The organism is Xanthomonas bonasiae (assembly GCF_017163705.1).
Lineage (GTDB): Bacteria > Pseudomonadota > Gammaproteobacteria > Xanthomonadales > Xanthomonadaceae > Xanthomonas_A > Xanthomonas_A bonasiae.
On record NZ_JAFIWB010000020.1, the window covers coordinates 61,245 to 86,154 of the forward strand.

At 69.2% G+C, this 24,910-nt stretch carries 22 protein-coding genes; 12 read left to right on the top strand and 10 right to left on the bottom strand.

What is annotated here, in order from left to right; all coding sequences use genetic code 11:
* The first annotated feature begins 178 nt into the window (after positions 1 to 178).
* Entirely contained in the window at positions 179 to 661 is a 483-nt protein-coding gene (locus JR064_RS15970) for an Mpo1 family 2-hydroxy fatty acid dioxygenase (protein WP_206230424.1), read from the top strand.
* Positions 662 to 689: 28 nt separating this feature from the next.
* Here the strand turns inward: JR064_RS15970 and JR064_RS15975 are convergent, their stop codons facing one another.
* Positions 690 to 1,613 carry an SDR family oxidoreductase gene (locus JR064_RS15975; RefSeq protein ID WP_206230396.1) on the bottom strand — a complete coding sequence of 308 codons (924 nt, stop codon included), beginning with the start codon at positions 1,611 to 1,613 and terminating at the stop codon, positions 690 to 692.
* Positions 1,614 to 1,798: 185 nt separating this feature from the next.
* Here JR064_RS15975 and JR064_RS15980 point away from each other — a divergent pair, with 185 nt between their 5' ends.
* From JR064_RS15980 to JR064_RS16005, 6 genes are read left to right on the top strand one after another with little or no spacing between them, the layout of a single operon-like run.
* Complete coding sequence (locus JR064_RS15980; protein ID WP_206230397.1) at positions 1,799 to 4,630, top strand: monovalent cation/H+ antiporter subunit A; 2,832 nt, start codon at positions 1,799 to 1,801, stop codon at positions 4,628 to 4,630.
* On the top strand, positions 4,630 to 4,989 hold the full coding sequence (locus JR064_RS15985) for a Na+/H+ antiporter subunit C (protein ID WP_206230398.1): 360 nt from the start codon (positions 4,630 to 4,632) through the stop codon (positions 4,987 to 4,989). The genes JR064_RS15980 and JR064_RS15985 overlap by 1 nt, the downstream gene beginning before the upstream one ends.
* Positions 4,986 to 6,545, top strand: a complete 1,560-nt coding sequence (locus JR064_RS15990; protein WP_206230399.1) for a monovalent cation/H+ antiporter subunit D — start codon at positions 4,986 to 4,988, stop codon at positions 6,543 to 6,545. The genes JR064_RS15985 and JR064_RS15990 overlap by 4 nt, the downstream gene beginning before the upstream one ends.
* A 1-nt stretch (position 6,546) precedes the next feature.
* A complete protein-coding gene (locus tag JR064_RS15995; RefSeq protein ID WP_185814266.1) occupies positions 6,547 to 7,047 on the top strand; it encodes a Na+/H+ antiporter subunit E in 501 nt (166 codons plus the stop codon).
* Entirely contained in the window at positions 7,044 to 7,328 is a 285-nt protein-coding gene (locus JR064_RS16000; protein ID WP_145704729.1) for a K+/H+ antiporter subunit F, read from the top strand. Before JR064_RS15995 ends, JR064_RS16000 begins: the two co-directional genes overlap by 4 nt.
* Positions 7,325 to 7,702: a Na+/H+ antiporter subunit G gene (locus tag JR064_RS16005; RefSeq protein ID WP_206230400.1), complete on the top strand. Its 378-nt coding sequence runs from the start codon at positions 7,325 to 7,327 to the stop codon at positions 7,700 to 7,702. The genes JR064_RS16000 and JR064_RS16005 overlap by 4 nt, the downstream gene beginning before the upstream one ends.
* A gap of 124 nt (positions 7,703 to 7,826) precedes the next feature.
* Here the strand turns inward: JR064_RS16005 and JR064_RS16010 are convergent, their stop codons facing one another.
* The 3 genes from JR064_RS16010 to JR064_RS16020 form a co-directional block, all read right to left on the bottom strand.
* On the bottom strand, positions 7,827 to 8,777 hold the full coding sequence (locus JR064_RS16010) for a calcium/sodium antiporter (protein WP_206230401.1): 951 nt from the start codon (positions 8,775 to 8,777) through the stop codon (positions 7,827 to 7,829).
* Between the two features lie 265 nt (positions 8,778 to 9,042).
* Positions 9,043 to 9,612 (bottom strand): imm11 family protein, encoded by a 570-nt coding sequence (locus JR064_RS16015; protein WP_206230402.1) that lies wholly within the window; start codon positions 9,610 to 9,612, stop codon positions 9,043 to 9,045.
* A 72-nt stretch (positions 9,613 to 9,684) separates the two neighbouring features.
* The gene (locus tag JR064_RS16020; protein ID WP_206230403.1) at positions 9,685 to 10,338 is read right to left on the bottom strand and encodes a lectin; all 654 of its coding nucleotides are present in this window, start codon (positions 10,336 to 10,338) and stop codon (positions 9,685 to 9,687) included.
* A 249-nt stretch (positions 10,339 to 10,587) separates the two neighbouring features.
* On the opposite strand from JR064_RS16020, the gene JR064_RS16025 reads away from it, so the two are divergent.
* On the top strand, positions 10,588 to 11,103 hold the full coding sequence (locus JR064_RS16025) for a hypothetical protein (RefSeq protein WP_206230404.1): 516 nt from the start codon (positions 10,588 to 10,590) through the stop codon (positions 11,101 to 11,103).
* Between the two features lie 61 nt (positions 11,104 to 11,164).
* Here the strand turns inward: JR064_RS16025 and hmgA are convergent, their stop codons facing one another.
* The 3 genes from hmgA to hppD form a co-directional block, all read right to left on the bottom strand.
* Complete coding sequence (gene hmgA / locus JR064_RS16030; protein ID WP_191826226.1) at positions 11,165 to 12,463, bottom strand: homogentisate 1,2-dioxygenase; 1,299 nt, start codon at positions 12,461 to 12,463, stop codon at positions 11,165 to 11,167.
* A gap of 20 nt (positions 12,464 to 12,483) precedes the next feature.
* Entirely contained in the window at positions 12,484 to 12,837 is a 354-nt protein-coding gene (locus JR064_RS16035) for an endonuclease domain-containing protein (RefSeq protein ID WP_206230405.1), read from the bottom strand.
* A gap of 144 nt (positions 12,838 to 12,981) precedes the next feature.
* A complete protein-coding gene (gene hppD, locus JR064_RS16040) occupies positions 12,982 to 14,094 on the bottom strand; it encodes a 4-hydroxyphenylpyruvate dioxygenase (protein WP_369914856.1) in 1,113 nt (370 codons plus the stop codon).
* Between the two features lie 134 nt (positions 14,095 to 14,228).
* Here hppD and JR064_RS16045 point away from each other — a divergent pair, with 134 nt between their 5' ends.
* A complete protein-coding gene (locus tag JR064_RS16045) occupies positions 14,229 to 14,717 on the top strand; it encodes a MarR family winged helix-turn-helix transcriptional regulator (RefSeq protein ID WP_191826224.1) in 489 nt (162 codons plus the stop codon).
* Between the two features lie 158 nt (positions 14,718 to 14,875).
* On the opposite strand, the gene JR064_RS16050 is transcribed toward JR064_RS16045, so the two are convergent.
* The 3 genes from JR064_RS16050 to JR064_RS16060 all read right to left on the bottom strand — a co-directional run bounded on the left by JR064_RS16050 (position 14,876) and on the right by JR064_RS16060 (position 18,137).
* Entirely contained in the window at positions 14,876 to 15,484 is a 609-nt protein-coding gene (locus tag JR064_RS16050) for a thioredoxin family protein (RefSeq protein WP_191826223.1), read from the bottom strand.
* Between the two features lie 16 nt (positions 15,485 to 15,500).
* Positions 15,501 to 17,024, bottom strand: a complete 1,524-nt coding sequence (locus tag JR064_RS16055; RefSeq protein ID WP_206230406.1) for a peptide MFS transporter — start codon at positions 17,022 to 17,024, stop codon at positions 15,501 to 15,503.
* Between the two features lie 198 nt (positions 17,025 to 17,222).
* Positions 17,223 to 18,137 carry a tryptophan 2,3-dioxygenase gene (locus JR064_RS16060; protein WP_206230407.1) on the bottom strand — a complete coding sequence of 305 codons (915 nt, stop codon included), beginning with the start codon at positions 18,135 to 18,137 and terminating at the stop codon, positions 17,223 to 17,225.
* A 167-nt stretch (positions 18,138 to 18,304) separates the two neighbouring features.
* Here JR064_RS16060 and JR064_RS16065 point away from each other — a divergent pair, with 167 nt between their 5' ends.
* The 3 genes from JR064_RS16065 (at position 18,305) to JR064_RS16075 (ending at position 24,910) form a co-directional block, all read left to right on the top strand.
* The gene (locus JR064_RS16065; RefSeq protein WP_206230408.1) at positions 18,305 to 21,868 is read left to right on the top strand and encodes a lamin tail domain-containing protein; all 3,564 of its coding nucleotides are present in this window, start codon (positions 18,305 to 18,307) and stop codon (positions 21,866 to 21,868) included.
* Positions 21,869 to 22,749: 881 nt separating this feature from the next.
* Positions 22,750 to 23,838, top strand: a complete 1,089-nt coding sequence (gene pdhA / locus JR064_RS16070; RefSeq protein ID WP_206230409.1) for a pyruvate dehydrogenase (acetyl-transferring) E1 component subunit alpha — start codon at positions 22,750 to 22,752, stop codon at positions 23,836 to 23,838.
* Positions 23,831 to 24,910, top strand: coding sequence for an alpha-ketoacid dehydrogenase subunit beta (locus tag JR064_RS16075; RefSeq protein ID WP_179569237.1), 1,080 nt, complete (start codon positions 23,831 to 23,833; stop codon positions 24,908 to 24,910). The genes pdhA and JR064_RS16075 overlap by 8 nt, the downstream gene beginning before the upstream one ends.

Below are 24,910 nucleotides of genomic sequence, written 5' to 3' on the forward strand. Positions count from 1 at the left end.
AGCGCGGCCGATATTGTGGCCGGCGCCGGTTTTTTTCGCGCGTGCCGCAAGCCGTCGCAAAACGGACCCGGCCGCAGGCGCCGGCGCCCGCTGCGAGAGGTGCGCCGGCTTGTGCCGCCCGCTGTCTCCGCGTCGCTGCCTGGATGGCGCTATGCTGGCCCGATTCCTGGGAGGGACGATGGATACCACCGCCTACGCGCGCCCGATCGACCGCTATTTCGCCAGCTATTCCGACGATCACCGCAATGTCGCCAACCAGCGCATCCATGTGCTGGCGGTGCCGGCGATCCTGTGGTCGGTGGTGGCGCTGCTGTGGTGCATCCCGGTCGGCGGCAGCTGGTTCCAGAGCGGGCTGTGGGCGGCACTGGGCATGTTCGCGGCGTGGATGTTCTACAACCGGCTGTCGCGGCCGCTGGGCTACGGCATGCTGGCCACCTTCTTCTTCTGCGGCTGCCTGTGCCGGCTGCTGGAGGCGCGCCTGGGCCTGCACGGCCTGCTGTGGCTGGCCATCGGCGTGTTCGTGGTGGCCTGGATCGCGCAGTTCGTCGGGCACAAGCTGGAAGGCCACAAGCCCAGCTTCCTCACCGACCTGGTGTATCTGCTGATCGGGCCGGCCTGGGTGCTGGCCAAGCTCTATCGGCGCATGGACTGGCGCTACTGAACCTGGCGCCGGGCCTGCTGCCCGCGCCTCAGCGCGGCACGCCCAGCATCGCCGCATCCGGCGCGAAGGCGCGCGGCGCGTAGCCGAAATCGCGCTGCGCCGGCGCCAGATCGAACACCAGGTCCTCGCCCATGCGCTGCAGCGCGGCGCGGTTCATGCTGCGCAGGCGGCCGCCGGCATGGGCGATGCCCAGGGCCAGCGCGAACAGCGCATGCGGCAGCGACAGCAGCCGCGCCGGCGGCTGCAATGCGGCCAGCACGCGCCGCACCATCTCGCGGTAGCTGAGCACTTCGCCGCCGCCCAGCGCATAGCTGCGGCCATGCGTGGCCGGATGCGCCAGCACCGCCAGCGCCGCATCGGCCAGGTCCTGCACGTGCACCGGCTGGCGCAGGCCGCGCGCGCTGCGCGGCAGCACGAACCAGCCGCTGCGTCGCGCCAGCGTGGCGATCGCGCTCAGCGTGCGGTCGCGGCCGGCGCCGTAGACGAGCGTCGGACGCAACACGGTCACCGCGGCGCCGCGTTCGGCGGCGGCGGCGAACAGGGCCGCCTCGGCCTCGCGCAGGCGCCGGGCGACGTCGCGTTCGGCGGCGTCCAGCGAATCGCGCTTGACCTCCAGGCTGGTGGAACCGAACGCGACCACGCGCGTCGCCCGCAACGGCGTGCGCCGGTACCAGTCGGCGAACGCATCCAGCGGGCCGCAGCTGAAGATCGCCTCGGCCTGCACCGGTGGCGCCTGCAGCTGGCTCAACTCGCCCGGATGCCAGTGCAGGCCGTCGCGCGGCGTTTGCGGCGTGCGCGAGAACGCATGCACCTGCCAGCCGGCCGCCAGCAACCCGTGCACCAGACGCTCGCCGATCTGGCCGCTGCCGCCGAACAGCAGCGCCACGCGCGCTTGGGCCGTGGGCGTAAGCGTCGGGGAGGCGGCAGCGGTCGCAGGGGGCGCATCGGTCATCGCACAAGCATAGCGAGCGCGCGCCGCCGCGCCCAATCCCGTGACCGCCACGCGCTCGCAAGCGCATCACCTGGCCTGCGCTATCGTGGCGCGATGACCTTGCATGCGCCGACCACCATCGCAGGCCAGCGCCGCGGAGTGCCTGTTACACTCGGGCTCCTGCTCGCGAATCTCGTATTCCCTGCATGATCCCCGTTCTGGACATCCTGCTGGCCTTGCCGTTCCTGATGGCGGCGGCCGTCATCGCCCTGCGCCACCGTTCGCGCGCCACGCTGGCCTGGGTCGCCGCGGCCGCGCCGTTGGCCGGGCTGATCCTGCTCGGCACGCTGACCCCGACCGTGCTCGGCGGCGGCATCGTGCGCGCCGACCACGCCTGGCTGCCGCAGATCGGCCTGCAGTTCTCGCTGCGCCTGGACGGACTGGCGTGGATGTTCGCCGGGCTGGTGCTGGCGATCGGCGCGCTGGTGGTGATGTACGCGCATTACTACCTGAGCGCGCGCGAGAATGCGGCGCGCTTCTACGGCTACCTGCTGCTGTTCATGGGCGCGATGCTGGGCATGGTGATCGCCGGCAATCTGCTGCTGCTGATGGTGTTCTGGGAACTGACCAGCATCAGCTCGTTCCTGCTGATCGGGTTCTGGTCGCATCGCAAGGATGCGCGCGACGGCGCGCGCATGGCGCTGGTGATCACCGGCGGTGGCGGCCTGGCGCTGCTCGGCGGCGTGCTGCTGATCGGGCGTATCGTCGGCAGCTACCAGCTCGATGCGGTGCTCGCCGCCGGCGACGCGATCCGCGCCAGCGCGCTGTATCCGTGGGCGTTGGGGCTGATCCTGCTGGGCATCTTCACCAAGAGCGCGCAGTTCCCGTTCCATTTCTGGCTGCCGCATGCGATGGCGGCGCCGACGCCGGTGTCGGCGTATCTGCACTCGGCGACGATGGTCAAGGCCGGCGTGTTCCTGCTGGCGCGCCTGCATCCGGCGCTGGCCGGCAGCGACCTGTTCTTCTACACGGTCAGCGGCGTTGGCGCGGTCACGCTGCTGGTCGGCGCCTGGTACGCGATCTTCCAGCACGACCTGAAGGGGTTGCTGGCGTATTCGACGATCTCGCACCTGGGCCTGATCACCATGCTGTTCGGGCTGTCCACGCCGATGGCGGTGGTGGCCGGCGTGTTCCACATCCTCAACCATGCGGTGTTCAAGGCCTCGCTGTTCATGGCCGCCGGCATCATCGACCACGAGACCCACACCCGCGACATGCGCCGGCTCGGCAACCTGCGCCGCTGGATGCCGTTCACCAGCGCGCTGGCGATCATCGCCTCGCTGTCGATGGCCGGCATTCCGCTGCTCAACGGCTTCCTGTCCAAGGAGATGTTCTTCGCGCAGGCGCTGGACGCCGACGGCCCGGTGGCGATGCGCGTGTTCACCGCCACCGCGGCGCTGCTGGCCGGCGTGTTCGGCGTCGCCTACAGCCTGCGCTTCGTCTACGAGACGTTTTTCGGCAGCGGTCCGCGGCAACTGGACGCCATGCCGCACGAGCCGCCGCGCTGGATGAAGATCCCGGTGGAGATCCTGGTGCTGCTGTGCGTGGCGGTCGGCATCTTCCCGGCGCTGACCGTGGCGCCGGTACTGCGCACCGCGGCCGTGGCGATCCTCGGCGACGCGCTGCCCGCGTACAGCCTGGCGGTCTGGCACGGCTGGAACGCGCCACTGGCGATGAGCATCGCCGGCGTGGTCGGCGGCGTGGCGCTGTACTTCGGCCTGCGCCGGCTGACCGTGCTGTACACCGAAGTGCGCCGCTCGCTGGGCAAGCGCGTGTTCCACTGGCAGGTGGATGCGCTGTTCGGCATCGCCGCGCGCTTCACCCGCGTGCTGACCAATGGCAGCCTGCAGCGCAGTCTGCGCTGGCTGCTGCTGAGCGCGGTGGTGGTCGCCGCGGCGCCGTTCGTCGCCGCGCCGCCGCTGTGGAGCCAGTGGCCGGCACCGCAACCGATGCCGCTGCTGGGCTGGGCGCTGTGGCTGCTGATCGTCAGCTGCGCGCTGGCCACCTTGTTCCTGTACCGGCAGCGGCTGCTGGCGGTGCTGGTGATCGGCGGCAGCGGCCTGGGCGTGAGCCTGGTGTTCGTGTTCCTGTCGGCGCCGGACCTGGCGCTGACCCAGCTGCTGGTGGAGATGGTCACCCTGGTGCTGATGCTGCTGGCGATGAACTACCTGCCCAAGGCCTCGCCGGTGGAGCCGCAGCGCTGGCGCAAGCTGCGCGATGCGGCGCTGGCGATCGCCGCCGGCACCGGCATGGCCTTGCTGGCGTATTCGGTGATGACCCGGCCGGCGGCGACGATGGCCGGCGAGCTGCTGCAGCGCGCGCTGCCGGAAGCCTACGGGCGCAACGTGGTCAACGTGATCCTGGTCGATTTCCGCGGCTTCGACACCTTCGGCGAGATCACCGTGTTCGGCATCGCCGCGCTGGTGGTGCATGCGCTGCTGCGGCGTGCGCGGATGGCGCCCGAGAAAGTGATGCCGGGCCCGCCGATCAAGCTGCCGGTGCCGGCCGACCTGGCGCAGCTGATGTTCCCGCTGACCCTCACCGTGTCGATCTTCCTGTTCCTGCGCGGCCACAACGCGCCCGGCGGCGGCTTCATCGCCGGCCTGGTGCTGGCGGTGCCGCTGCTGATCCAGTACGTGATCCAGGGCGCGGCCTCGGTGGAATCGCGCTTCGGCTTCGACTACATCCGCTGCATCGGCCTGGGCCTGTTGCTGGCCGCGCTCAGCGGCATGGCCTCGATGCTGTTCGGGGTGCCGTTCCTGACCAGCGGCCATTACGACCTCTACGTCCCGCTGATCGGCGACATCCCGCTGGCCAGCGCGCTGGGCTTCGATACCGGCGTGTACCTGGTCGTGTTCGGCGGCACCATGCTGACCCTGTCGATGATGGGCACGATCAAGCCCTCGCGCACGCGCGAGTCGCAGCGCGGCGAGATCGATCCGGCACAACGTTCGGCCCGTACCGGGGAGATGCGCTGATGGAACTGGCATTGGCGAGCGCGATCGGCGTACTGACCGCCGTCGGCGTGTACCTGCTGCTGCGCGCGCGCAGCTTCGACGTGATCCTGGGCATGACCGTGCTGTCCTACGCCACCAACCTGCTGATCTTCGCCGGCGGGCGGCTGGTGCAGGGCAAGGCGCCGGTGCTGCGCGACGGCGTCGCGCCGACCCTGGCCGACTACACCGACCCGCTGCCGCAGGCGCTGGTGCTGACCGCGATCGTGATCGCCTTCGCGATGACCGCGGTCAGCATCGTGCTGGCGATGCGCAGCCGCGGCGACAACCGCAGCGACCACGTCGATGCGCGCGTCGATCCCGACGGCGGCAGCGCGCTATGAACCACCTGCTCATCCTGCCGATCCTGATCCCGCTGCTCGGCGCCGCCCTGTCGCTGTTCGTCGAGCACCGCCGCTACGGGCGCCACGTGCGCCGCGCGGTGGCCTGGACCGCGATGGCGGCGCTGGCGGCGGCGGTGATCGCGCTGTTCGTGCGCGCCGGCGACGGCCAGGTGCAGGTCTACCTGCTCGGCGACTGGCCGTCGCGGCTGGGCATCGCGCTGATGGCCGACCGCCTGTCGGCGTGGATGCTGCTGACCACCACCCTGCTCGCCGCGGCCTGCCTGCTGCACGCCTGCGCCGGCTGGGACCGGCGCGCGCCGCACTTCCATGCGCTGTTCCAGTTCCAGCTGGTCGGGCTCAACGGCGCGTTCCTGACCGGCGACGTGTTCAACCTGTTCGTGTTCTTCGAGGTGATGCTGATCGCCTCCTACGGCCTGCTGCTCAGCGGCGGGCGCGGCCTGCGCCTGCGCGTGGGCTTCCACTACGTGGTGTTCAACGTCACCTCCTCCACCCTGTTCCTGATCGCGCTGGGCCTGCTGTACGCGCTGCTCGGCTCGTTGAACATGGCCGAGCTGTCGCAGCGCATCGCGCAGGCGCCGCCGGAGAACCTGCGCCTGATCAAGGCCACCTTCGGCCTGTTGCTGCTGGTGTTCTGCGCCAAAGCCGCGCTGCTGCCGCTGTACCTGTGGCTGCCGGAAACCTATGCGCGCGCGCCGGCGCCGGTGGCGGCGCTGTTCGTGGTGATGACCAAGGTCGGGCTGTACGCGGTGCTGCGGGTCAGCACGCTGATCCTGGGCAACCAGGCGCAGGCACTGGACGGCTACGGCCGCGCATGGCTGCTGTGGCTGGGTATCGGCACGCTGCTGCTGGCCGCGCTCGGGGTGCTGGCCGCGGTGCGCCTGCGGGTGCTGGTCGGCTACCTGGTGATCGTGTCGGCGGCGACGCTGTTCATCGCCTTCGCGCTGGATGCGCCGGGCACGCTCGGCGCCGGCCTGTACTACCTGGCGCACAGCAGCTTCGTGGCCGCGGCGTTGTTCCTGATCGCGGACCTGATCCGCCGCCGCCGCGGCGACGCCAGCGACCGCAAGGAAGTGATCGCGCCGCTGCCGGGCAAGACCGTGCCCGGCGTGCTGTTCCTGATCGCCGCGGTGTCGGTGGCGGGGCTGCCGCCGCTGTCCGGGTTCCTGGCCAAGGTCGCGATCCTCAGCGCCACGCCGGCGGGCAATGCCGGCCCGGTATGGGCCGCGGTGCTGCTCAGCAGCCTGATGGTGATCATGGGCCTGACCCGTGCCGGCGTGCGCCTGTTCTGGCGCGTGCCGGGCGACCAGCACCTCGACGACGACGGCATCGAACAACCGCCGCCGCAGCCGCGCAAGGCGCGCGCACGGCCGCTGGAAACCGCGGCGACGCTGCTGCTGCTCGGTTACGGCGTGGCGATGACGGTCGCCGCCGGGCCGATGCTGCGCTATACCGAAGCCGCCGCCGCGCAGTTGCTGCGTCCGGCCGATTACGCCACCGAGCTGCGCGCGACCGCGCCAGCGCTGCGGGAGCCCTGACATGCGCCGTCCCTGGTTGCGCCGCCTGTTTCCATCCTGGCCGCTGAGCGTCACCGTCACCGTGTTCTGGCTGTTGATGAGCGACAGCTTCGGCCTGGGCCAGTTGCTGCTGGGCGCGGTGCTGGGCGTGGCGGTGCCGCTGTTCGCCGCGCGCCTGGACCGCGAGTTCGCGCGCATCGGCTCGCTGCGCTCGGTGCCGAAGATGCTGTGCGTGGTCGCCTGGGACATCGTGCGCTCCAACGTGGTGGTGGCGCTGCAGGTGCTGGGCCCGGAATCGCGGATCCACCCCGGCTTCATCTGGGTGCCGCTGGACATCGCCAACATCCACGGCATCGCCGCGCTGACCAGCATGATCACGCTGACGCCGGGCACGGTGTCGGCGGCGCTGTCGGACGACCGCAAATACCTGTTGGTGCACGTGCTGCACCTGGACGACGCCGAGACCGTGATCCGGCAGATCAAGACGCGCTACGAAGCGCCCCTGATGGAGATCTTCCCATGACCGGCCACATGTTCATCGAGGGCACCATCGCCGTGTGCATGCACGTGGTCGCCTTGGCGATGCTGCTGGCGCTGTGGCGGCTGCTGCGCGGGCCGACCGTGCCCGACCGCATCCTGGCGCTGGATACGCTGTCGGTGACCGCGATCGCCGAGCTGATGCTGTTCGGCATGTACCTGGATTCGCCTGTGTACTTCGAAGCGGCATTGGTCATCGCCATGCTCGGCTTCGGCAGCACCGTGGTGCTGAGCAAGTACGTGCTGCGCCGGGACATCGTCGAATGATCGGGCTGCTGCAGGTCGGGCTGTCGCTGCTGCTGATCGTCGGCTGCTTCTTCATCCTGCTTGGCGCGCTGGGCCTGGTGAAGCTGTCGGACTTCTTCAAGCGCCTGCACGCGCCGACCAAGGCCAGCACGCTGGGCGTGGGTTGCGTGCTGCTGGCTTCGGTCGGCTACCACCTGTTCCTGGGCCAGGACCCGCAGCCGCGCGAATTGCTGATCACCGCATTCCTGTTCATCACCGCGCCGATCAGCGCGCACATGATGGCCAAGGCGGCGCTGTCGCTGATGATGGAGCAGCGGCCGCAGGTGCCCGACAGCCGCGATCATGCCGACAAGGAAGGGCTGCCGCCGGCGGCGCAGCAGGACGACGAGCGCTAACCGCGTGGACGAAGTCCTGTAGGAGCGGCTTCAGCCGCGACCGGGGCGTTGCCGGTAACGTCCGGTCGCGGCTGAAGCCGCTCCTACAGGTGGCAGCGTCTGCACGGCTGACTCCAACCCCGCCTTACCCGACCAACGCCACTTCCAGCCCGACCCAGGCCAGGAACGCGACCAGCAGCACCGCGCCTTCGCCGCGGCTGATGCGCATGTCGCCGCGCAGCATCGGATACAGCACCACGCTCAGCGCCACCGCCGCCGGCAGTTCCAGGCGCACGAACGAGGCCGGCAACGGCAGCGGGCGCAGCGCCGCCATGCCGCCGATCACCACCAGCAGGTTGAACAGGCTGGAGCCGAGCACATGCCCGACCACCATGTCGCCCTGCCCGCGGCGCGCGGCGGCGATCGCGGCGGCGGCTTCCGGCAGCGCGGTGCCGATCGCCACCGGCAGCAGGCCGACCAGCAGCGGCGACAGGCCCCAGGCGGCACCGAGCCGCGGCGCCGCATCGACGACGAGCTTGGCGCCGAAATACAGCAGCACGCTCGCGATCAGCAGGCGCAGCAGGTTCAGGCCCAGCGCGGTGCGGGTCACCGCATAGCCGGACAGGCCGAGTTGGCGCGCGGCGTCCTCGCTACGCGCGCGGCGCAGCAGGAACACCACCACGCCGACGAAGCCCAGCAACAGCAACACGCCTTCCAGGCGCGAGATCGCCCCGTCCAGGCCGAAGCCGATCAGTGCCAGCGTCGCCACCGCCAGCACCAGCAGCAACGGCGCCAGCATCCGCGTGCGCACCAGCAGCGGTGCCGCCAGCGCGGCCAGCGCCAGGGTCAGGCCCAGGTTGGCGATGTTGCTGCCGACCGCATTGCCCAGCGCCAGGTCCTGCGCGCCGACCATGTAGGCGCGCGCGTTGACCGCCAGTTCCGGCAACGAGGTCCCGAACGCCACCAGCAGCAGGCCGGCGACGAACGGCGAGGCGCCGCAGCGCTGCGCCAGGCCCGAAGCCGCCTTGACGATCGAATCGCCGCCCAAGGCCAGCAGCAGCAGTCCCACCAGCACCAAGCCGATCGCGCTCGCCATCGCCCATCCCCTCGCCATTACGATGCGCGATTCTATGCGCAGCGCGGATGATGCGGCCGTCATCGTGGCCACCGGGCGGGGGTCGGCTGGCTGGCCAGACGGATTTCTTCGGGGGAAAAGGGTGCCGGCGGCGTGGATCGCAACCGCCGCCGCCGCACCTGTAAAGCCCGCGGACCGGCGAGCCGGTCAAGCTCGCGGTCGAATTCCTGAAGGAAACAAAAAACAGCGACAAGGCCCTTCCATCAACCAACCCACCCCGCTTATCTCACACTCGAATACCGTTGGAGCAGTCCACAAACCGCAAGCCTTCAAGCCCGGAAGCCTCGCATTGCTGTTTCAGCTGCTGGGAAACGAAAATGCGCTGCGAGCTTTCCTGGGCCCGGACGAGGTGGTGACCCGCCAAGGCCTCAGGCGGCAGGCTCTGAAGCGTTGTGAATCGCAGAGGTCCATCAGGCATAAAGCCGAACATGGGGGCATGCCGGGAGTGTTCGAGGTCGATGCAAGGCACCGTCTGGATCACATTGAAGACGTGGAAGCCCTGCAACCGTTCCTCCTTGAGGTAGACGTCGGCGGGAAACAATTGAACGTCGTCCGGATATTGGCGCAACACCTCCGCCATTGCCTGGCTGACGAATTCGAGCGTGTCGCTTTGAAGGAGATCGAACGCCAGCAGGCGCGACTTGCTTACTTTCTTGTTGTTTCTGAAGGTCGGAGTGGCAGCAACCGACGATTGCGTTTCGCCACTGATGAACAGCAGATGGTCGGGCGAGAGCGTCTGGTCGTATTTGAACCAGAAAATTTCCGAGTAGCTCTCACTGATGTCCAATAGGTACATGGCATTCCCTGCAGCGACCTGCACGCGTTGATCTTTAATCCAGGCGCGGTGATAACCGGCTTGACGCCTGCGCTAGCCGCAGCCTTCAACGTAGTCCACCTGCGGCGGCAGGCCCACGCGCCAAGAGGTGGCCTTGCCCGCGGCGTCGGTCTCGAACACCAGGACGCCGGACTGGGCAGTGCTGCCAGCGATGCGCAGGACCTTGCCGCCTTCGATGTACTTGTGCGGCTGCTCTTCCACGCGTCCAGCGTACAGCGCGCGCAGTTGCGCCAGGTCCATGCCGACCTTGCCGCCGCCCGGGGCGGTTTCCTTGGCGGTGCGCACGTCGTAGCGGACCAGCTTGTCGGCTTCGAACATCAGGCCGAAGTCGTTGCCGCCCTTGGCCCAGCGCGGCCTGAGGACGTGGCAGCCGCCCGTCTCGCCGGGCTGCCCATCGAGTTCGCCGCCCCAGGCCGCGCGCGCCTGCGCCGCGCTCATGCCCAGGCGCAGGTCGCCATAGCCATCGTCGCGAGCCAGCTGACGCTCGGCCGGGGCCATCTCCGGCGGCATCGCCGCGGCCGGGGCCTGCGCCGGGGGCACGTCGGTGTCGGGCTGGTCCAGCGCCGGCGGCGGCAAGGCGCCATCGTCCGCCGCGACGGGCGCGGGCGGTGGCGCGGACGGCGGCGACTTGTCGCAGGCGCTCAGCGCGAGCAGCAGCAATGCAGCGGCGGGCAGGGTCGGCTTCATCGCAGTTCCTCGCAAGAGCAGTGCATAGGCTAGCGCGCGCGCCGCGCGCATGCACTGACTGCATTGCGGAATCGCGATGCAGACCCGTCATCTCATCGCCATCGCTCGTGGCGGCAGTGGCAGTGGCTGCGTCAGCGCCGCATCGCGTCGCGCCGCACGAACGCGCCTCCTACGACAGCCGACCTGCGTCGCCTGTCATCAGTGTTTCACCGCCGATCGCCAAGCTTCTTCCCTTCCGGTACCGCCACCATGCATCCGCGCAAGACCGCCCTCGCCCTCGCGGCACTGCAATCCCACGCCGCGCCGCTGGACATGCGCCAGCGCCGTGTCCTGATCCTGGCCGACGGCCAGCGCAGCGTCGACGAGCTGGCCGCGCTGGGCGGCAGCAACGCCGCGGCGATCGTGCAGTCGCTGTTGCGGCAGGGCTATCTGGACGACGGCCGCGCAACCGCCGGACCGCCCCCGGCCGCGACGCCGCCCGCGCCCGCCATCGCGCCGGCGGATCCGCGTCGCGCGCTGCTCAACGCGCGCATGTATCTGCTCGACCTGCTGCAACTGCAGCGCCATCCGGCTTCGCGCCCGTTGCAGCAGCAGTTGCGCGACGCGCGCGAGGAAGCGGCCACGCTGCAGGCGATCGCGGACGCGCTGCGGGCGATGCCGGAAATGACCTCCGAGCGCTATGCGCAACGCATCCGCGAGCGCGTGCTGGAGGTGCTGCCGGCACCGCTGCACGCGCCGCTAAACGCATCGCTGGAAGCCGCCTGAGCGCGTCGTCGCAGGTGTCGGCCCGCGTGCGACGCGGACCGGATGGCCCGCGCCGCAGCGCTCAGGGCGTGCGGAAGTTGCGCCGCAGGCCCTGCCAGCATTGCTGGTAGTCGCGCTGGCGATGCGCCGCCGCCAATGCCTGCGCGGTCGGGCGCAGCACCGCGCGGGTCTCGAACATGAAGGCCATGGTGTCGGCGATCACGTCCGGCCGCGACAGGTCCGCCTGCGAGGCCTTGTCGAAGGTCGCCGCATCCGGGCCATGCCCGCTCATGCAGTTGTGCAGCGAGGCGCCGCCGGGGGCGAAGCCTTCGGCCTTGGCGTCGTAGACGCCGTGGACCAGGCCCATGAACTCGCTGGCCACGTTGCGGTGGAACCACGGCGGCCGGAACGTGTGCTGCGCCACCAGCCAGCGCGGCGGAAAGATCGCGACGTCCAGGTTGGCGGTGCCCGGCGTGTCGCTGGGCGCGGTGAGCACGGTGAAGATGCTGGGATCGGGATGGTCGAAGCTGATCGAGCCGATGGTGTTGAAGCGGCGCAGATCGTACTTGTACGGCGCGTAGTTGCCGTGCCAGGCGACCACGTCCAGGGGCGAATGCGCGATCGGCGCCTGCCACAGGTGGCCCTGGAACTTGGCGATCAGCGCGAAGTCGCCTTCGTCTTCCTCGTAGGCGGCCACCGGGGTCAGGAAATCGCGCGGATTGGCCAGGCCGTTGGCGCCGATCGGCCCCAGGTCGGGCAGCCGCAGCAGCGCGCCGAAGTTCTCGCACACGTAGCCGCGCGCCTGCCCGTCGGGCAGCGCGACGCGGAAGCGCACGCCGCGCGGGATCACCGCGATCTCCTGCGGTTCCAGCTCCAGCATGCCCAGTTCGGTGTGCAGCTGCAGCCGGCCCAGCTGCGGCACGATCAGCAGTTCGGCGTCGGCGTCGTAGAAGAAACGCCCCTGCATCGACGCGTTGGCCGCGTACAGATGCACCGCCACGCCATGCTGCGCCTCGGCCGAACCGTTGCCGGCCATCGTGTACAGGCCATCGACGAAATCCACCGCGGTCTGCGGCAGCGGCAACGGACTCCAGCGCAGTTGGTCCGGCGACACCGGTCCGGCATTGAAGTCGTTGTGGAAGCCGGCAGCCTGGGTGTACGCGGCGAAGCCGCCGTGCAGCGCCGCCGGACGGATCCGGTACAGCCAGCTGCGCCGGTTGACGCCGCGCGGCGCGGTGAACGCGGTGCCCGACAGCTGCTCGGCGTACAGGCCATGAGCCACGCGCTGCGGCGAGTTCTGCCCGACCGGCAGCGCGCCCGGTACCGCCTCTGTGGCGAATTCGTTGCCGAAGCCGGACATGTAGCGATGATGGTCATGCATGAACTTTAGCCTTCGCGAGATCAAGCCCCTCTCCCATCGGCGACCAAAGGAAGTCCCCGTGGGAGAGAGGGGTTGGGGTGAGGGTACGGAGCCACCATAACGCCGCAAATTACCTGAATCACGGCGTCCGTCGACAGCAGCACATCGTTGTTCCAGAAGCGGACGATTCGCCAGCCTTGCGACTCAAGCCAGCGCGTTCTCGCCGCATCGCGTGGTTCGCCGTGTTGCGAGCCATCGAGCTCGACGATCAGCCTGGATGCGACACAGCAAAAATCAGCGACATAGGGAGGAACAGGATACTGGCGCCGAAACTTGAAGCCTTGCAATTGGCCGCCTCTCAGGCAACTCCACAGTTTGCGTTCGGCGTCGGTCATAGTCCGACGCAGCAAGCGTGCGTTTTCCAGTGTTGAAGTGGGGAGCGGCGGTTTGCTCTCATTGAGCCACCGTACCCTCACCCCAACCCCTCTCCCGATGGGAGAGGGGCTCAAGCGCTTATCGGCATTCGCCGCGGTATCGCGTCAGAGCACGCCGCGCTTCATCTGATCGCGCTCGATGCTCTCGAACAGTGCCTGGAAGTTGCCTTCGCCGAAGCCTTCGTTGCCCTTGCGCTGGATGATCTCGAAGAAGATCGGGCCGATGCAGTTCTGGGTGAAGATCTGCAGCAGCTTGCGCTGCTTGGTCTCCGGGTCGGCGTCGATCAGGATCTTGTTCCTGGCCAGCCGCGCCACGTCTTCGCCGTGGTTGGGAATGCGCTGGTCGATCACTTCGAAGTACGCGTCCGGGGTATCCAGGAACTCCACGCCGGCCGCGCGCATCCGCTCCACGGTCTCGTAGATGTCGTCGGTGAAGCAGGCGATGTGCTGGATGCCTTCGCCGTGGTAGGCGTCCAGGTATTCGTTGATCTGGCTCTTCGGATCGGACGATTCGTTGAGCGGGATGCGCACCACGCCGTCCGGCGCGGTCATCGCCTTGGAGGTCAGCCCGGTCTTGGCGCCCTTGATGTCGAAGTAGCGAATCTCGCGGAAGTTGAACAGGCGCTCGTAGTAGTCCGACCAGCGCTGCATGTTGCCGAAGTAGAGGTTATGGGTCAGGTGGTCGATGAAGGTCAGGCCGAAACCAGCCGGATGCGGCTCGGCGCCGGGCACCGGTTCGAAGTCGGCGTACACCGAGCCCTTATCGCCATAGCGGTCGACCAGGTACAGCATGCAGTCGCCGATGCCCTTGACCACCGGCGCCGGCACCGCGCGGGTGTCGGCCTTGTCGCCGATGGCCTCGCCGCCGTTCTCCAGCACCTTGGCGAACACCTCCTCGGCCGGATGCCGGAAGCGGATCGCGAAACCGCAGGCGCACGGCCCGTGCGCGGCGGCGAAATCGGCGGCGAACGACTCCGGGTCTTCGTTGACCAGGAAGTTGACCCCGCCCTGCCGGTACACGGTGATCGCACGGCTGCGATGGCGCAGCACCGCGCTGAAGCCCATGCTGCGGAAGTAGGCGTGCAACCGTTCGCCCTGCCCGGCCGGCGCGGCGAACTCGACGAACTCGAAGCCGTCGATGCCCATCGGGTTCTCGAAGGTGGTGACCTGCATGCCCAGGTTGGCCGGCTGGGACGGATACTGCGGTTGTGCGCTCATGGCTCGTCTCCTGGAGGACGCGGGCAGCGCCCGGCCGAAATTTCGGATGCGGACGGACGCCAGACTCGCGAGAATGGACAGTAGTCTCCTCCGTTATAGTTACAAATGAAACCACCAGCAAGGTGCAATGCAGCATGACGTCGATCGCCCCCAACGCCCCGCCCGCGCCCGAGCAGCCCTCGCTCGACCTGGAGCAGTTCCTGCCCTACCGCATCAGCGTGCTGTCCAACCGGATCAGCAGCAACATCGCCCGCGTCTACGGCGAGCGCTACGGCATGGCGGTGACCGAATGGCGGGTGATGGCGGTGCTGGCGCTGTACCCGGGGCTGTCGGCCGGCGAGGTGTCCGAGCGCACCGCGATGGACAAGGTGGCGGTGAGCCGCGCGGTGGCACGATTGCTGGAACGCGGCTTCATCCAGCGCGAGACCCATGGCGACGACCGCCGCCGCTCGGTGCTGCACCTGTCCGAGGCGGGGGTGGAGGTCTACCAGGTGATCGCGCCGATGGTGCTGGAATGCGAGCGCCGCCTGCTGGCGCCGTTCAACGAGGAGGAGCAGCGCGTGCTGAACCGGCTGATCGATCGGCTGGCGGCCGAAGGGCTGCCGAGCATGACCGGCAAGTGAGGAAGGCACGGCGCCTGCCTGAAGCGGGCGCTGCCGCGGGCCCCTGTAGGAGCGGCTTCAGCCGCGACAGACGCTATCGCTAACGCCCGTCGCGGCTGAAGCCGCTCCTGCAGGGAGCACGCGCCTTTCAGCGACCCGGGAAAACGCCCGGGCTGCGCTCAGGTCTTCGGCGGCGCCCACTGCTTGAGGAAGTCGAAGAACTTCTTGCGGTCGTAGCCCTCGCCCTTTTCCAGCTCGCCGGTGAGCTGCGAGTGCAGCAGCTTGCCGTCGGCATCGAGCACCAGCAGGTGCGGATAGGCCTCGATCTTCGGGTACTGGGCCAGGAACGCTTCGTTCTTGTTTTCGTCGCTGTAGTTGACCTTGACCCACACGTAGTTGGCGTCGCGGAAGCTGCGCACCTCGGCGTCGCCCTCGATGAAGTCGTCGAGGATGTGGCATCGCGCGCACGACTCGCCGCCCACGTCGAGCAGGATGCGCTTGCCGCCGCGCTTGGCTTCCACTTCGGCCGTTTCCAGGTCGTTGGCCGGATCGCGGTTCGGATCGAACTGCGCGCCCAGCGCCGCCGCCGCGGCCACATCGGCGGCGGCGGGCGTGTTGCCCGAAGCCACCGGCTGGTTCGGATCGGCCACCGGCGGCTTCTGCACCGAGGTGTCCAGCGGCTTGGCCGGCGCCTGTTCCGGCTCCGGCGCAGGCGCCTTGCCGCAGCCGCCCAGGGCCAGCATCAGCGCAGCCACGCTGCCTATCGTCTTGATCGTCTTGTTCGACATTGCGATCTACCTCACGTCATTTGACACCGTGCATCAACTTGTTGATCAGCGGTGCAATCAGGAACAACAACACACCCGAGCCGAGCAGGGCCCAGAAACCGAAAGTGTAGCCCTTCAGCGCCGAGTCCACGGTCATCCCGGTCTCGCCGCTGACGCCTGCGGCGAAGATGCCGGACAGGTTGTTGCCGATCGCGGTGGACAGGAACCAGCCGCCCATCGCGAAGCCCACGACCTTGGTCGGCGCCAGCTTGGTGGTCATCGACAGGCCGATCGGCGACAGGCACAGCTCGCCCACGGTCTGGATCACGTAGACCATGAACAGGGTCCAGAACGGGATCTTGCCGGAGCCGTCGACCAGCGAGGACAAGGCGAACATCAGCAGCGCGAAGGCCAGGCCGTTGAAGATCAGGCCCAGGCCGAACTTGCGCGGGATCGACGGGTTGGACGACTTCAGCGCCACCCACAGCCACACGAACACCGGGCCCAGCACCAGGATCGCCAGCGTATTGACCGACTGGAACCAGCCGACCGGGAACATCCAGCCGCCCAGGTCGCGCTCGACGATGTTCTGCGCCAGGAAGTTGAACGAACTGCCGGCCTGCTCGAAGAACATGAAGAACATCACGTTGAACACGAACACGATCAGCATCGCGATCGAGCGGTCGCGCGGCACGCGGCCCTCGCGGATGCCTTCGACCAGGATCATCGCGCACAACGCGACGAACAGTGCTGTGAGGATCCAGCCGAGGATGCCGGCATCGATCAGCAGCAGGCCGTAGGCCACCGGGATCACCACCAGCGTCGCCAACAGCACCCCGATCGTGCGCCCCATGCCCTCGCCGCCGGCCGGCGGCCGGCCGACCGCGCCGAGCTGGTGGCGTCCGATCCAGAACCACACCAGGCTGATCAGCATGCCGATGCCCGACGCGATGAACACGTACTTGTAGGCCGGCATCGCCTCGGTGCCGAACAGCTTGTCGGCCAGCAGGCCGGTCAGGATCGGCGCGAAGAAGCCGCCGGCGTTGATGCCCATGTAGAAGATGGTGAAGCCCGAATCGCGGCGCGGATCGTTCAGCGGATACAGCTTGCCGACCATGGTCGACACGTTCGGCTTGAACAGGCCGTTGCCGGCGATGATCGTGGCCAGGCCGATCTTGAACACCTCTTCGTTCGGCACCGCGATCAGGAACAGGCCCACCGACATGACCACCGCGCCGATCAGCAGCGAGCGCTGGTAGCCGATCAGCCGGTCGGCGACGAAGCCGCCGAACAGCGCCGAGGCGTAGACCAGCGCCAGGTAGGCGCCGTACAGCCGGTTGGCCGGGGCCTCGCCCGCGCCGGAGCCCTGGAAGAACTCGGCGACGATGTACAGGGTCAGCGCCCAGCGAATCCCGTAGAACGCGAAGCGCTCCCAGAATTCCGTCATGAACAGCAGCCACAATGGCCGTGGATGGCCCAGCAGGGTCTTGAATTCGGGCGGTTGCGCTGGCGGCTGCGGCGGTGAGGCTGGGGGGTGCGACGCGACGTCGTCAACGCTCATGCGGTGTTCCCTTGCGTATTCAGTATGGGCTGGGGCGATTCCCGGCCGGGCCGGGGAACGGGCGAGCATCACCGACAGTTGGCGCTGGCGTCAAATGGCCGGGATTGGGGAGTGGGGAGTGGGGATTCGCAAGCGCCCCCTCGGGCTGCGTCGGGTCATGTCTCCCGGGCATGCATGCGCGTGCGCCGGCGTGCGCCCTCAGGCCCCGGATTCCGCACTGCCGGCGGCCGGTCCCGGCGTGGCCGCATCGCGCCCGTCCAGCAGCCCCACCGAGGTCCGCACCTCGAACAGCTCGGGGAAAAAGGTCAGCGCCAGCGCCTGCTGCAGGAAGCCCACGCCGCTGGAGCCGCCGGTGCCGCGCTTGAAGCCGATCACCCGCATCACCGTGCGCATGTGGCGGAAGCGCCACAGCTGGAACTGGGTCTCCAGGTCCACCAGGTCCTCGCACAGCGCGTATTCGCGCCAGTAGCGGTCGGTGTTCTCGTAGATGCGCTCGAACACCGGCCGCAGCAGCGGATCGCTGACATGCGGCTGGCGCCAGTCGCGCGCCCGGTACTGCTCGGGAATCGCATGCCCGAAGCGGGTCAGGTAGCGCAGGAATTCCTCGTACAGGCTGGGCGCTTCCAGCACCGCCTGCAGCGCCGCCTGGCCGTGCGGGTCATGGCCGAACACGCGCAGCATCTGTTCGTTCTTGTTGCCGAGCAGGAACTCGATGGTGCGGTACTGCAGCGACTGGAAGCCCGAGGCCGGGCCGAGCACGTCGCGGAAGCCCATGTATTCGGACGGGGTCAGCGTCTCCAGCACCGACCACTGCTCGGTCAGCTGGCGCAGCACCTGCTTGCTGCGCGCCAGCACCTTGCGGCACTGCCAGACCTCGTCGCGCTGCAGGTGCATGATCGCCGCGCGCAGCTCGTGCGCCAGCAGCTTCAGCCACAGCTCGGAGGTCTGGTGCTGGATGATGAACAGCATCTCGTCGTGGTGCGGCGGGTCCGACAGCGGCTGCTGCGCGGACAGCAGCTGGTCCAGCCGCAGGTAGCCGCCGTAGGTGACGCGGCCTTCCAGGTCGGTGTGGATGCCGGCTTCGAGCGGGCGCTGGTTCTGTTCGACGGGCATGGGCGGCAACGGCGATCCGGGGCCGGCAAGGGTACCGCAGCGACGCCTGTCACATCCCGGTCAGCGGCCGGCGCCAAACTCGGGCAGAATCGGGCCAGCGCCTTGGGGGGCGCCCGATCGTCATCCGCGGTATTCCACGTCTTCAAGGATTGGGGAGAGTCTTCGTCATGCGAACCATGCTGCTTCGTGCTGCAGTGTTGTCGTGCGCGCTCGCCTGTGCCGGAACCGGCCAGGCCCAGGTCGTCATCAGCCAGGTCTATGGCGGTGGCGGCAACAGCGGCGCCACCTACAAGAGCGATTTCATCGAACTGCACAACAACGGCAACCAGGCGGTGAGCCTGGCCGGCTGGTCGGTGCAGTACGCCTCGGCCGCCGGCAGCAGTTGGCAGGTCACCACGCTGAGCGGCAGCATCCCCGCCGGCGGCTACTATCTGGTCAAGCAGGCCGACGGCAGCGGCGGCAGCACCGCGCTGCCGACCCCGGACGCCACCGGCACCACCGCGATGAGCGGCACTGCCGGCAAGATCGCGCTGAGCAATGCGGCGACCGCGCTGAGCGGCGCCTGCCCCGCCGGCAACGTCGATTTCGTCGGCTACGGCAGCAGCGCCAGCTGCGCCGAAGGCAGCGCGCCGACCGCCGCGCCGAGCAACACCCTGGCGGTGCTGCGCGGCAACGGCGGCTGCAGCGACAGCGACAACAACAACGCCGACTTCGCCACCGGCGCGCCGACCCCGCGCAATACGGCGGCGGCGGTCAACCTGTGCGGCGGCGGCAACCAGCCGGTGGCCAGCGTCGCCAACGTCAGCCGCGGCGAAGGCGACAGCGGCAGCACCGCGTTCGTGTTCACCATCGCCCTGAGCCAACCGGCCGGCAGCGGCGGGGTCAGCTTCAGCGTCGCCACCCGCGATGGCAGCGCCAGCGCCGGCAGCGACTACCAGGCCGTGGCCGCGACCACCGTGACCATTCCCGCCGGCGAAAGCAGCGCGCAGGTCAGCGTGCTGGTCAATGGCGACACCGCCAACGAACCCGACGAGACCTTCTACCTCGACATCACCGGCATCAGCGGCGCCCTGCCGGCCACGCTGACCGCCAGCGGGGTGATCCTCAACGACGACTTCAACCTGGTGCCGATCCACAGCATCCAGGGCAGCGGCGCGCGGTCGCCGCTGGTCGGGCAGGTGGTCGCCACCAGCGGCATCGTCACCGCGCGGCGCAGCGCCGGCTTCTTCCTGCAGGCGCCGGACGACCAGGCCGATGCCGATCCGCAGACCTCCGAAGGCATCTACGTCTACACCGGCAGCGCACCGCCGGCCGAGGCCGCGGTGGGCAATGCGGTGCGCGTGCAGGCCACCGTGCTCGAATACGTGCCGAGCGCCGACCCGACCCAGCCGCCGCTGACCGAACTGGGCACACCGACCGTGCTGCTGCAGTCCACCGGCAATCCGCTGCCGGCCGCGGTGACGCTGACCACCAGCTTCCCCGACCCGAACGGCGCCTACGACCAGCTCGAGCGCCTGGAAGGCATGCGCGTGACCGTGCCCAGCCTGACCGTCAACGCGCCCACCGGCGGCAGCGTGAACGAGACCAACGCCACCGCCAGCAGCAACGGCGTGTTCCATGCCGTGGTCACCGGCCTGCCCCGCGCCTGGCGCACGGCCGGCGTGCAGCAGCCCGACCCGCTGCCGGCCGGCGCGCCGGCCGACGTGCCGCGCTGGAACACCAACCCGCAGGTGATCGCGGTGGGCAGCGCCGGCCTCGGCGGCGAGCGCATCGACGTGGCCGGCGGCTGCGTGGTGCTCGGCGTCAGCGGCCCGCTGGACTACAGCTTCCGCCGCTACACGATCTACCCGGAAACCGCGCCCACCGTGCAATGCAACGGCGCCGACCAGCCCAAGCCGGCTCCGGCGCCGCAGGCCGACGACGTCAATGTCGCCACCTACAACATGGAGCGCTTCTTCGACGACCAGAACGACCCGGCGATCGGCGAACCGGTGCTGACCGCGGCCGCCTACCAGGCGCGGCTCAACAAGGCCTCGCTGGCGATCCGCAACTACCTCAACACGCCCGACATCCTGGGCACGGTGGAAGTGGAAAGCCTGAGCGTGCTGCAGACCCTGGCCACACGCATCAACACCGACGCGGTCGCCGCCGGCCAGCCCGATCCGCAGTACGTGGCGTACCTGCAGGAAGGCAACGACGTCGGCGGCATCGACGTCGGCTTCCTGGTCAAGACCGCGGCGGTCGGCGCCGGCATCGCCCGCGTCGAAGTGCTCTCGGTCAGCCAGGAAGGCAAGGCCACCACCTGGACCGAGCCGGCCGGCGGCACCAGCCTGCTCAACGACCGCCCGCCGCTGCTGCTGAAGGCGATCGTGCATTTCGCCGACGGCCGCACGCTGCCGCTGACCGTGGTCGAGGTGCACCAGCGCTCGCTCAACGGCGCCGAGACCGACGACGCCAGCGGCCTGCGCATCCGCGCCAAGCGCCAGGCGCAGGCGGTGTTCCTGGCCAACCTGCTGCAGGCGCGGCAAGTGGCCGATCCCGGCGAACAGCTGCTGGTGATGGGCGACTTCAACGCCTTCGAGTTCAACGACGGCTACGTCGATGCGATGGGCACGGTCACCGGCCTGCCGTCGGCCGACGCGCAGACCGTGGTCGACGGCGACGGCGCCGATCTGGTCACGCCGGACCTGTACAACCTGACCCTGCTGTCGACCCCGGACCAGAGCTACTCCTACGCCTACGACGGCAACGTGCAGTCGCTGGACCACATCCTGGCCAACCGCGCGCTGATGAACTCGGCGCAGGTGGCGACGCTGAGCGAAGGCCACGCGCGGCTCAACGCCGACTTCCCGGCCACCGCGCGCAACGACGCCAACTCGCCGGCGCGGCTGTCCGACCACGATCCGGCGGTGGTGCTGCTCAAGCTCAAGCCGCTGCAGCGCGCCGACCTGAGCGTGACCGCCAACGCCGCCAATGCCGCGGTCTATGCCGGCGACACGATCCGCTACAGCGTCGAGCTCGGCAACGCCGGCCCGGATGCGGCCCGCTTCGCCGCGGTCGCCTTCGCCCTGGATGCGGCGGTGACCCCGACCGTGACCGCCGCCCCGGGCTGGGACTGCGCCGCGCCGGAGGTGGCCGCGCAGACCGTGGTGACCTGCACCACGACGCAGCTCGCCGCCGGCGCCACGCCGCGCTTCGACGTGGCGGTGCCGGCCACGGCCGACCTGGTCGGCCGTTCGCTGACCCTGGCCGCGTCGGTCGCCTCGCAGACCGAGGACCCGAACGGCGGCAACAACGGCGCCAGCGCCGCGGTGGCCGTGCAGGCTGCGCCCGCCGGCAACCTGGCGGTGCGCATCGACGGCCCGGCGATGCTGCCGTTGATCGCGTTCAGCGCCAACTACCGCATCGCCCTGAGCAACCATGGCAATGCGCCGGTCAAGCGCGCCAGCCTGACCGTCAGCGGCAACACGCTGTCGGTGCTGTCGCTGCTGGTGCCGCCGCGCGGCTGGCAATGCGTGCGCCAGGCCCACGGCCTGCGCAGCGCGCAGTACCAGTGCAGCACCCGCGCCGACCTGGCGCCGGGCACGAGCACCGCGTTCACCCTGACCACGGCGACCCGCCCGCTGCCGGCCGACCGCAACATCGTGATCGAGGCCAGCGCCAGCTCCGCCTCGGCCGATGCCGACCCGTCCGACAACACGGCACGCTTCAGCACCCGCATCGGCCGCTGAGCGCAACCGCCTTCGGGCAGAACAAGGGCGCGGCCGCAAGCCGCGCCCTTTTCTTTTGCCGTCGCTCCAGAAGCAGCAGTAGCCCTCGAACCTCCGCTGTCGAAGCCCCTCTCCCCTCGGGAGAGGGGTTGGGGTGAGGGTACGGCGCGTAGCGCCTCGCGGAGTTTCGGTGCACGAGGCTGCGCCCGTACCCTCATCCGCCCCTGCGGGGCACCTTCCCCCGAAAAGGGGGCCATGGTCCCGACGGGAGAAGGGAACAGCCGAACCTCGCCCTCCATGCGAGTGCAGCCTTCCCTCCCGCCTCGAGCCTTTCGCTATCGCTCGAGCTCTTGCTGTTGCCGTTAGCTGTTGCTGTTGCTGTTAAAACGTCCCGCCTTAAAGCGAGCCGAGCACCGCAGTGGCGAGCGGCCGAAGAGGCGCCCCTGTTTGAGCGAAGCGAGTTTGGGCGCCGTGCCGTTCGCCGCGAGGAGCGCGGGGGACCGGTGCGGCTCCATCGCACCGGCTCGTGTCGGGCGGGAGCGGTTTTGGTTACTTTTGCCAAGACAAAAGTGACTCGCGCCGACCGGCGCGAAAGCTCTTGATCTTGCTCTTGCTCAAGCCGTCGCCATTGCTTTTGCGCAGTCGCCCGAACACGACGGCAACCCGCCATCACGCCAAACCCGAAACGTCCACCGATAGACATCCCTCCCCACCGCGCACTCGCCCACCGCAACGCAGCAATCCCCCAAGTGAACGCCAGCAGTGCGTACAACCCACACAGCGCGCGTTTTTGCTGCAATCCAGCAAGATACCGTGCTGCGGTGCAGGACGGCTTTTGTGCACGCCTTCCTTAACATGCCGAGTCATATCATTTGAAACTTGTTGTCGAGAGTGCCGCTGTCATGACCATCGCCGCCCAGTTCGAAATCGAATACCTGCAGTACCTCGACGCGGACGGCCAACCGGCCCGCGACGCCCTCCCGGCCGATTCGGCCAACCCGCAGACCCTGCTGGCGCTGTTCAAGCAGATGCTCTACGTGCGCACCTTCGACAGCAAGGCCGTGGCCCTGCAACGCACCGGCAAGCTCGGCACCTACGCCTCGTGCCTGGGCCACGAAGCCACCCACATCGGCATCGGCGCCTCGATGCGCAGCGGCGACGTGCTGGCGCCCAGCTACCGCGAATACGGCGCCATGTTCATGCGCGGCGTGCGCCCGCGCGAGGTGCTGCTGTACTGGGGCGGCGACGAGCGCGGCAGCGACTTCCTGCGCGATTCCGACGCCGCCAGGGACTTCCCGATCTGCGTGCCGATCTCCACCCAGTGCCTGCATGCCGCCGGCGCGGCGCTGGCGTTCAAGCTGCGCGGCGAAGGCCATGTCGCGGTCGCCACCTGCGGCGATGGCGGCTCCTCGAAGACCGATTTCTATGCCGCGCTCAATTCCGCCGGCGCCTACCAGCTGCCGCTGATCCTGTGCGTGATCAACAACGGCTGGGCGATCTCGGTGCCGCGCGCGGCGCAGACCGGCGCGCAGACCCTGGCGCAGAAGGGCCTGGCCGGCGGCCTGCACTGCCTGCAGGTGGACGGCAACGACCTGATCGCGGTGCTGGAGGCGATGCGCCAGGCACGCGAGCGCGCGCTGAGCGGCCAGGGCGGCACGGTCGTCGAATTCATGACCTACCGCCTGTCCGACCACACCACCGCCGACGACGCGCGCCGCTACCGCGACGAGGCCGAGGTCAAGCAGGCCTGGGAGCGCGAGCCGCTGACCCGGCTGCGCACCTGGCTGACCGCGCAGGGCCTGTGGAACGAGGCCGAGGAAGCGACGTGGAAGCAGGAATGCGCGCGTCTGGTCGACATCGAGGTCGATGCCTACCTGGCCACCCCGGTGCAGCCAGTGGAAGCGATGTTCGATTACCTGTATGCCGATCCGCCGCCGGACCTGCTCGCGCAGCGCGCCGACGCCATCGCCCTGGAGCAGCGCCATGGATGAGCTCAGCCCTCGCCTTGCCGACACGGCCGCCGCGCATGCGGCCGGCACCGCCCACAGCGCGGCCACAGCGCGCGGAGACCAGTCCATGACCAGCACCCCCATCACCCTGATCGAAGCCGTTACCCAGGCCCTGGCCTGGGAACTGCAGCACGACCCGTCGGTGCTGGTGCTGGGCGAGGACGTGGGCGTCAACGGCGGCGTGTTCCGCGCCACCGCCGGCCTGCAGCAGCGCTTCGGCGCGCAGCGCGTGCTGGACACGCCGCTGGACGAAACCACGATCGCCGGCCTGACCGTCGGCCTGGCCGCGCAGGGCATGAAGCCGGTGGCCGAGGCGCAGTTCGACGGCTTCGTCTATCCGATGGTCGATCACCTGATCTGCCACGCCGCGCGCCTGCGCAACCGCACCCGCGGCCGCCTGCACTGCCCGATGGTGCTGCGCGTGCCGTGGGGCGGCGGCATCCGCGCGCCGGAGCACCACAGCGAAGCCAACGAGGCCATCTTCACCAACGTGCCGGGCCTGCGCGTGGTGCTGCCGTCCTCGCCGCAGCGCGCCTACGGCTTGCTGCTGGCGGCGATCCGCGAGCCGGATCCGGTGATCTACATGGAGCCCAAGCGCCTGTACCGCCAGTACAAGGAAGTGGTCGCCGACGACGGCGAGGCGCTGCCGCTGGACGTGTGCTTCGTGCTGCGCGAGGGCAGCGACGTGACCCTGGTCGCCTGGGGCGCGCAGGTCAAGGAAGCCTTGGAAGCGGCCGACAAGCTGGCCGCCGACGGCATCAGCGCCGAGGTCATCGACGTGGCCACGCTGCGTCCGCTGGACTTCGACACCATCGCCGAATCGGTGGCGCGCACCGGCCGCTGCGTGATCGTGCAGGAAGCCCCGCGCAGCGCCGGCTTCGGCGCCGAGATCGCCGCGCGCCTGGCGGAGCAGTCGATGTACGACCTGGTCGCGCCGGTGCAGCGGGTGACCGGCTACGACACCCACATTCCCTTGTTCCGGCTGGAGATGAAATACCTGCCGAGCGTGGACAAGATCGTCGCGGCGGCCAAGCGTGCCGTCGCCGCAGGCTGA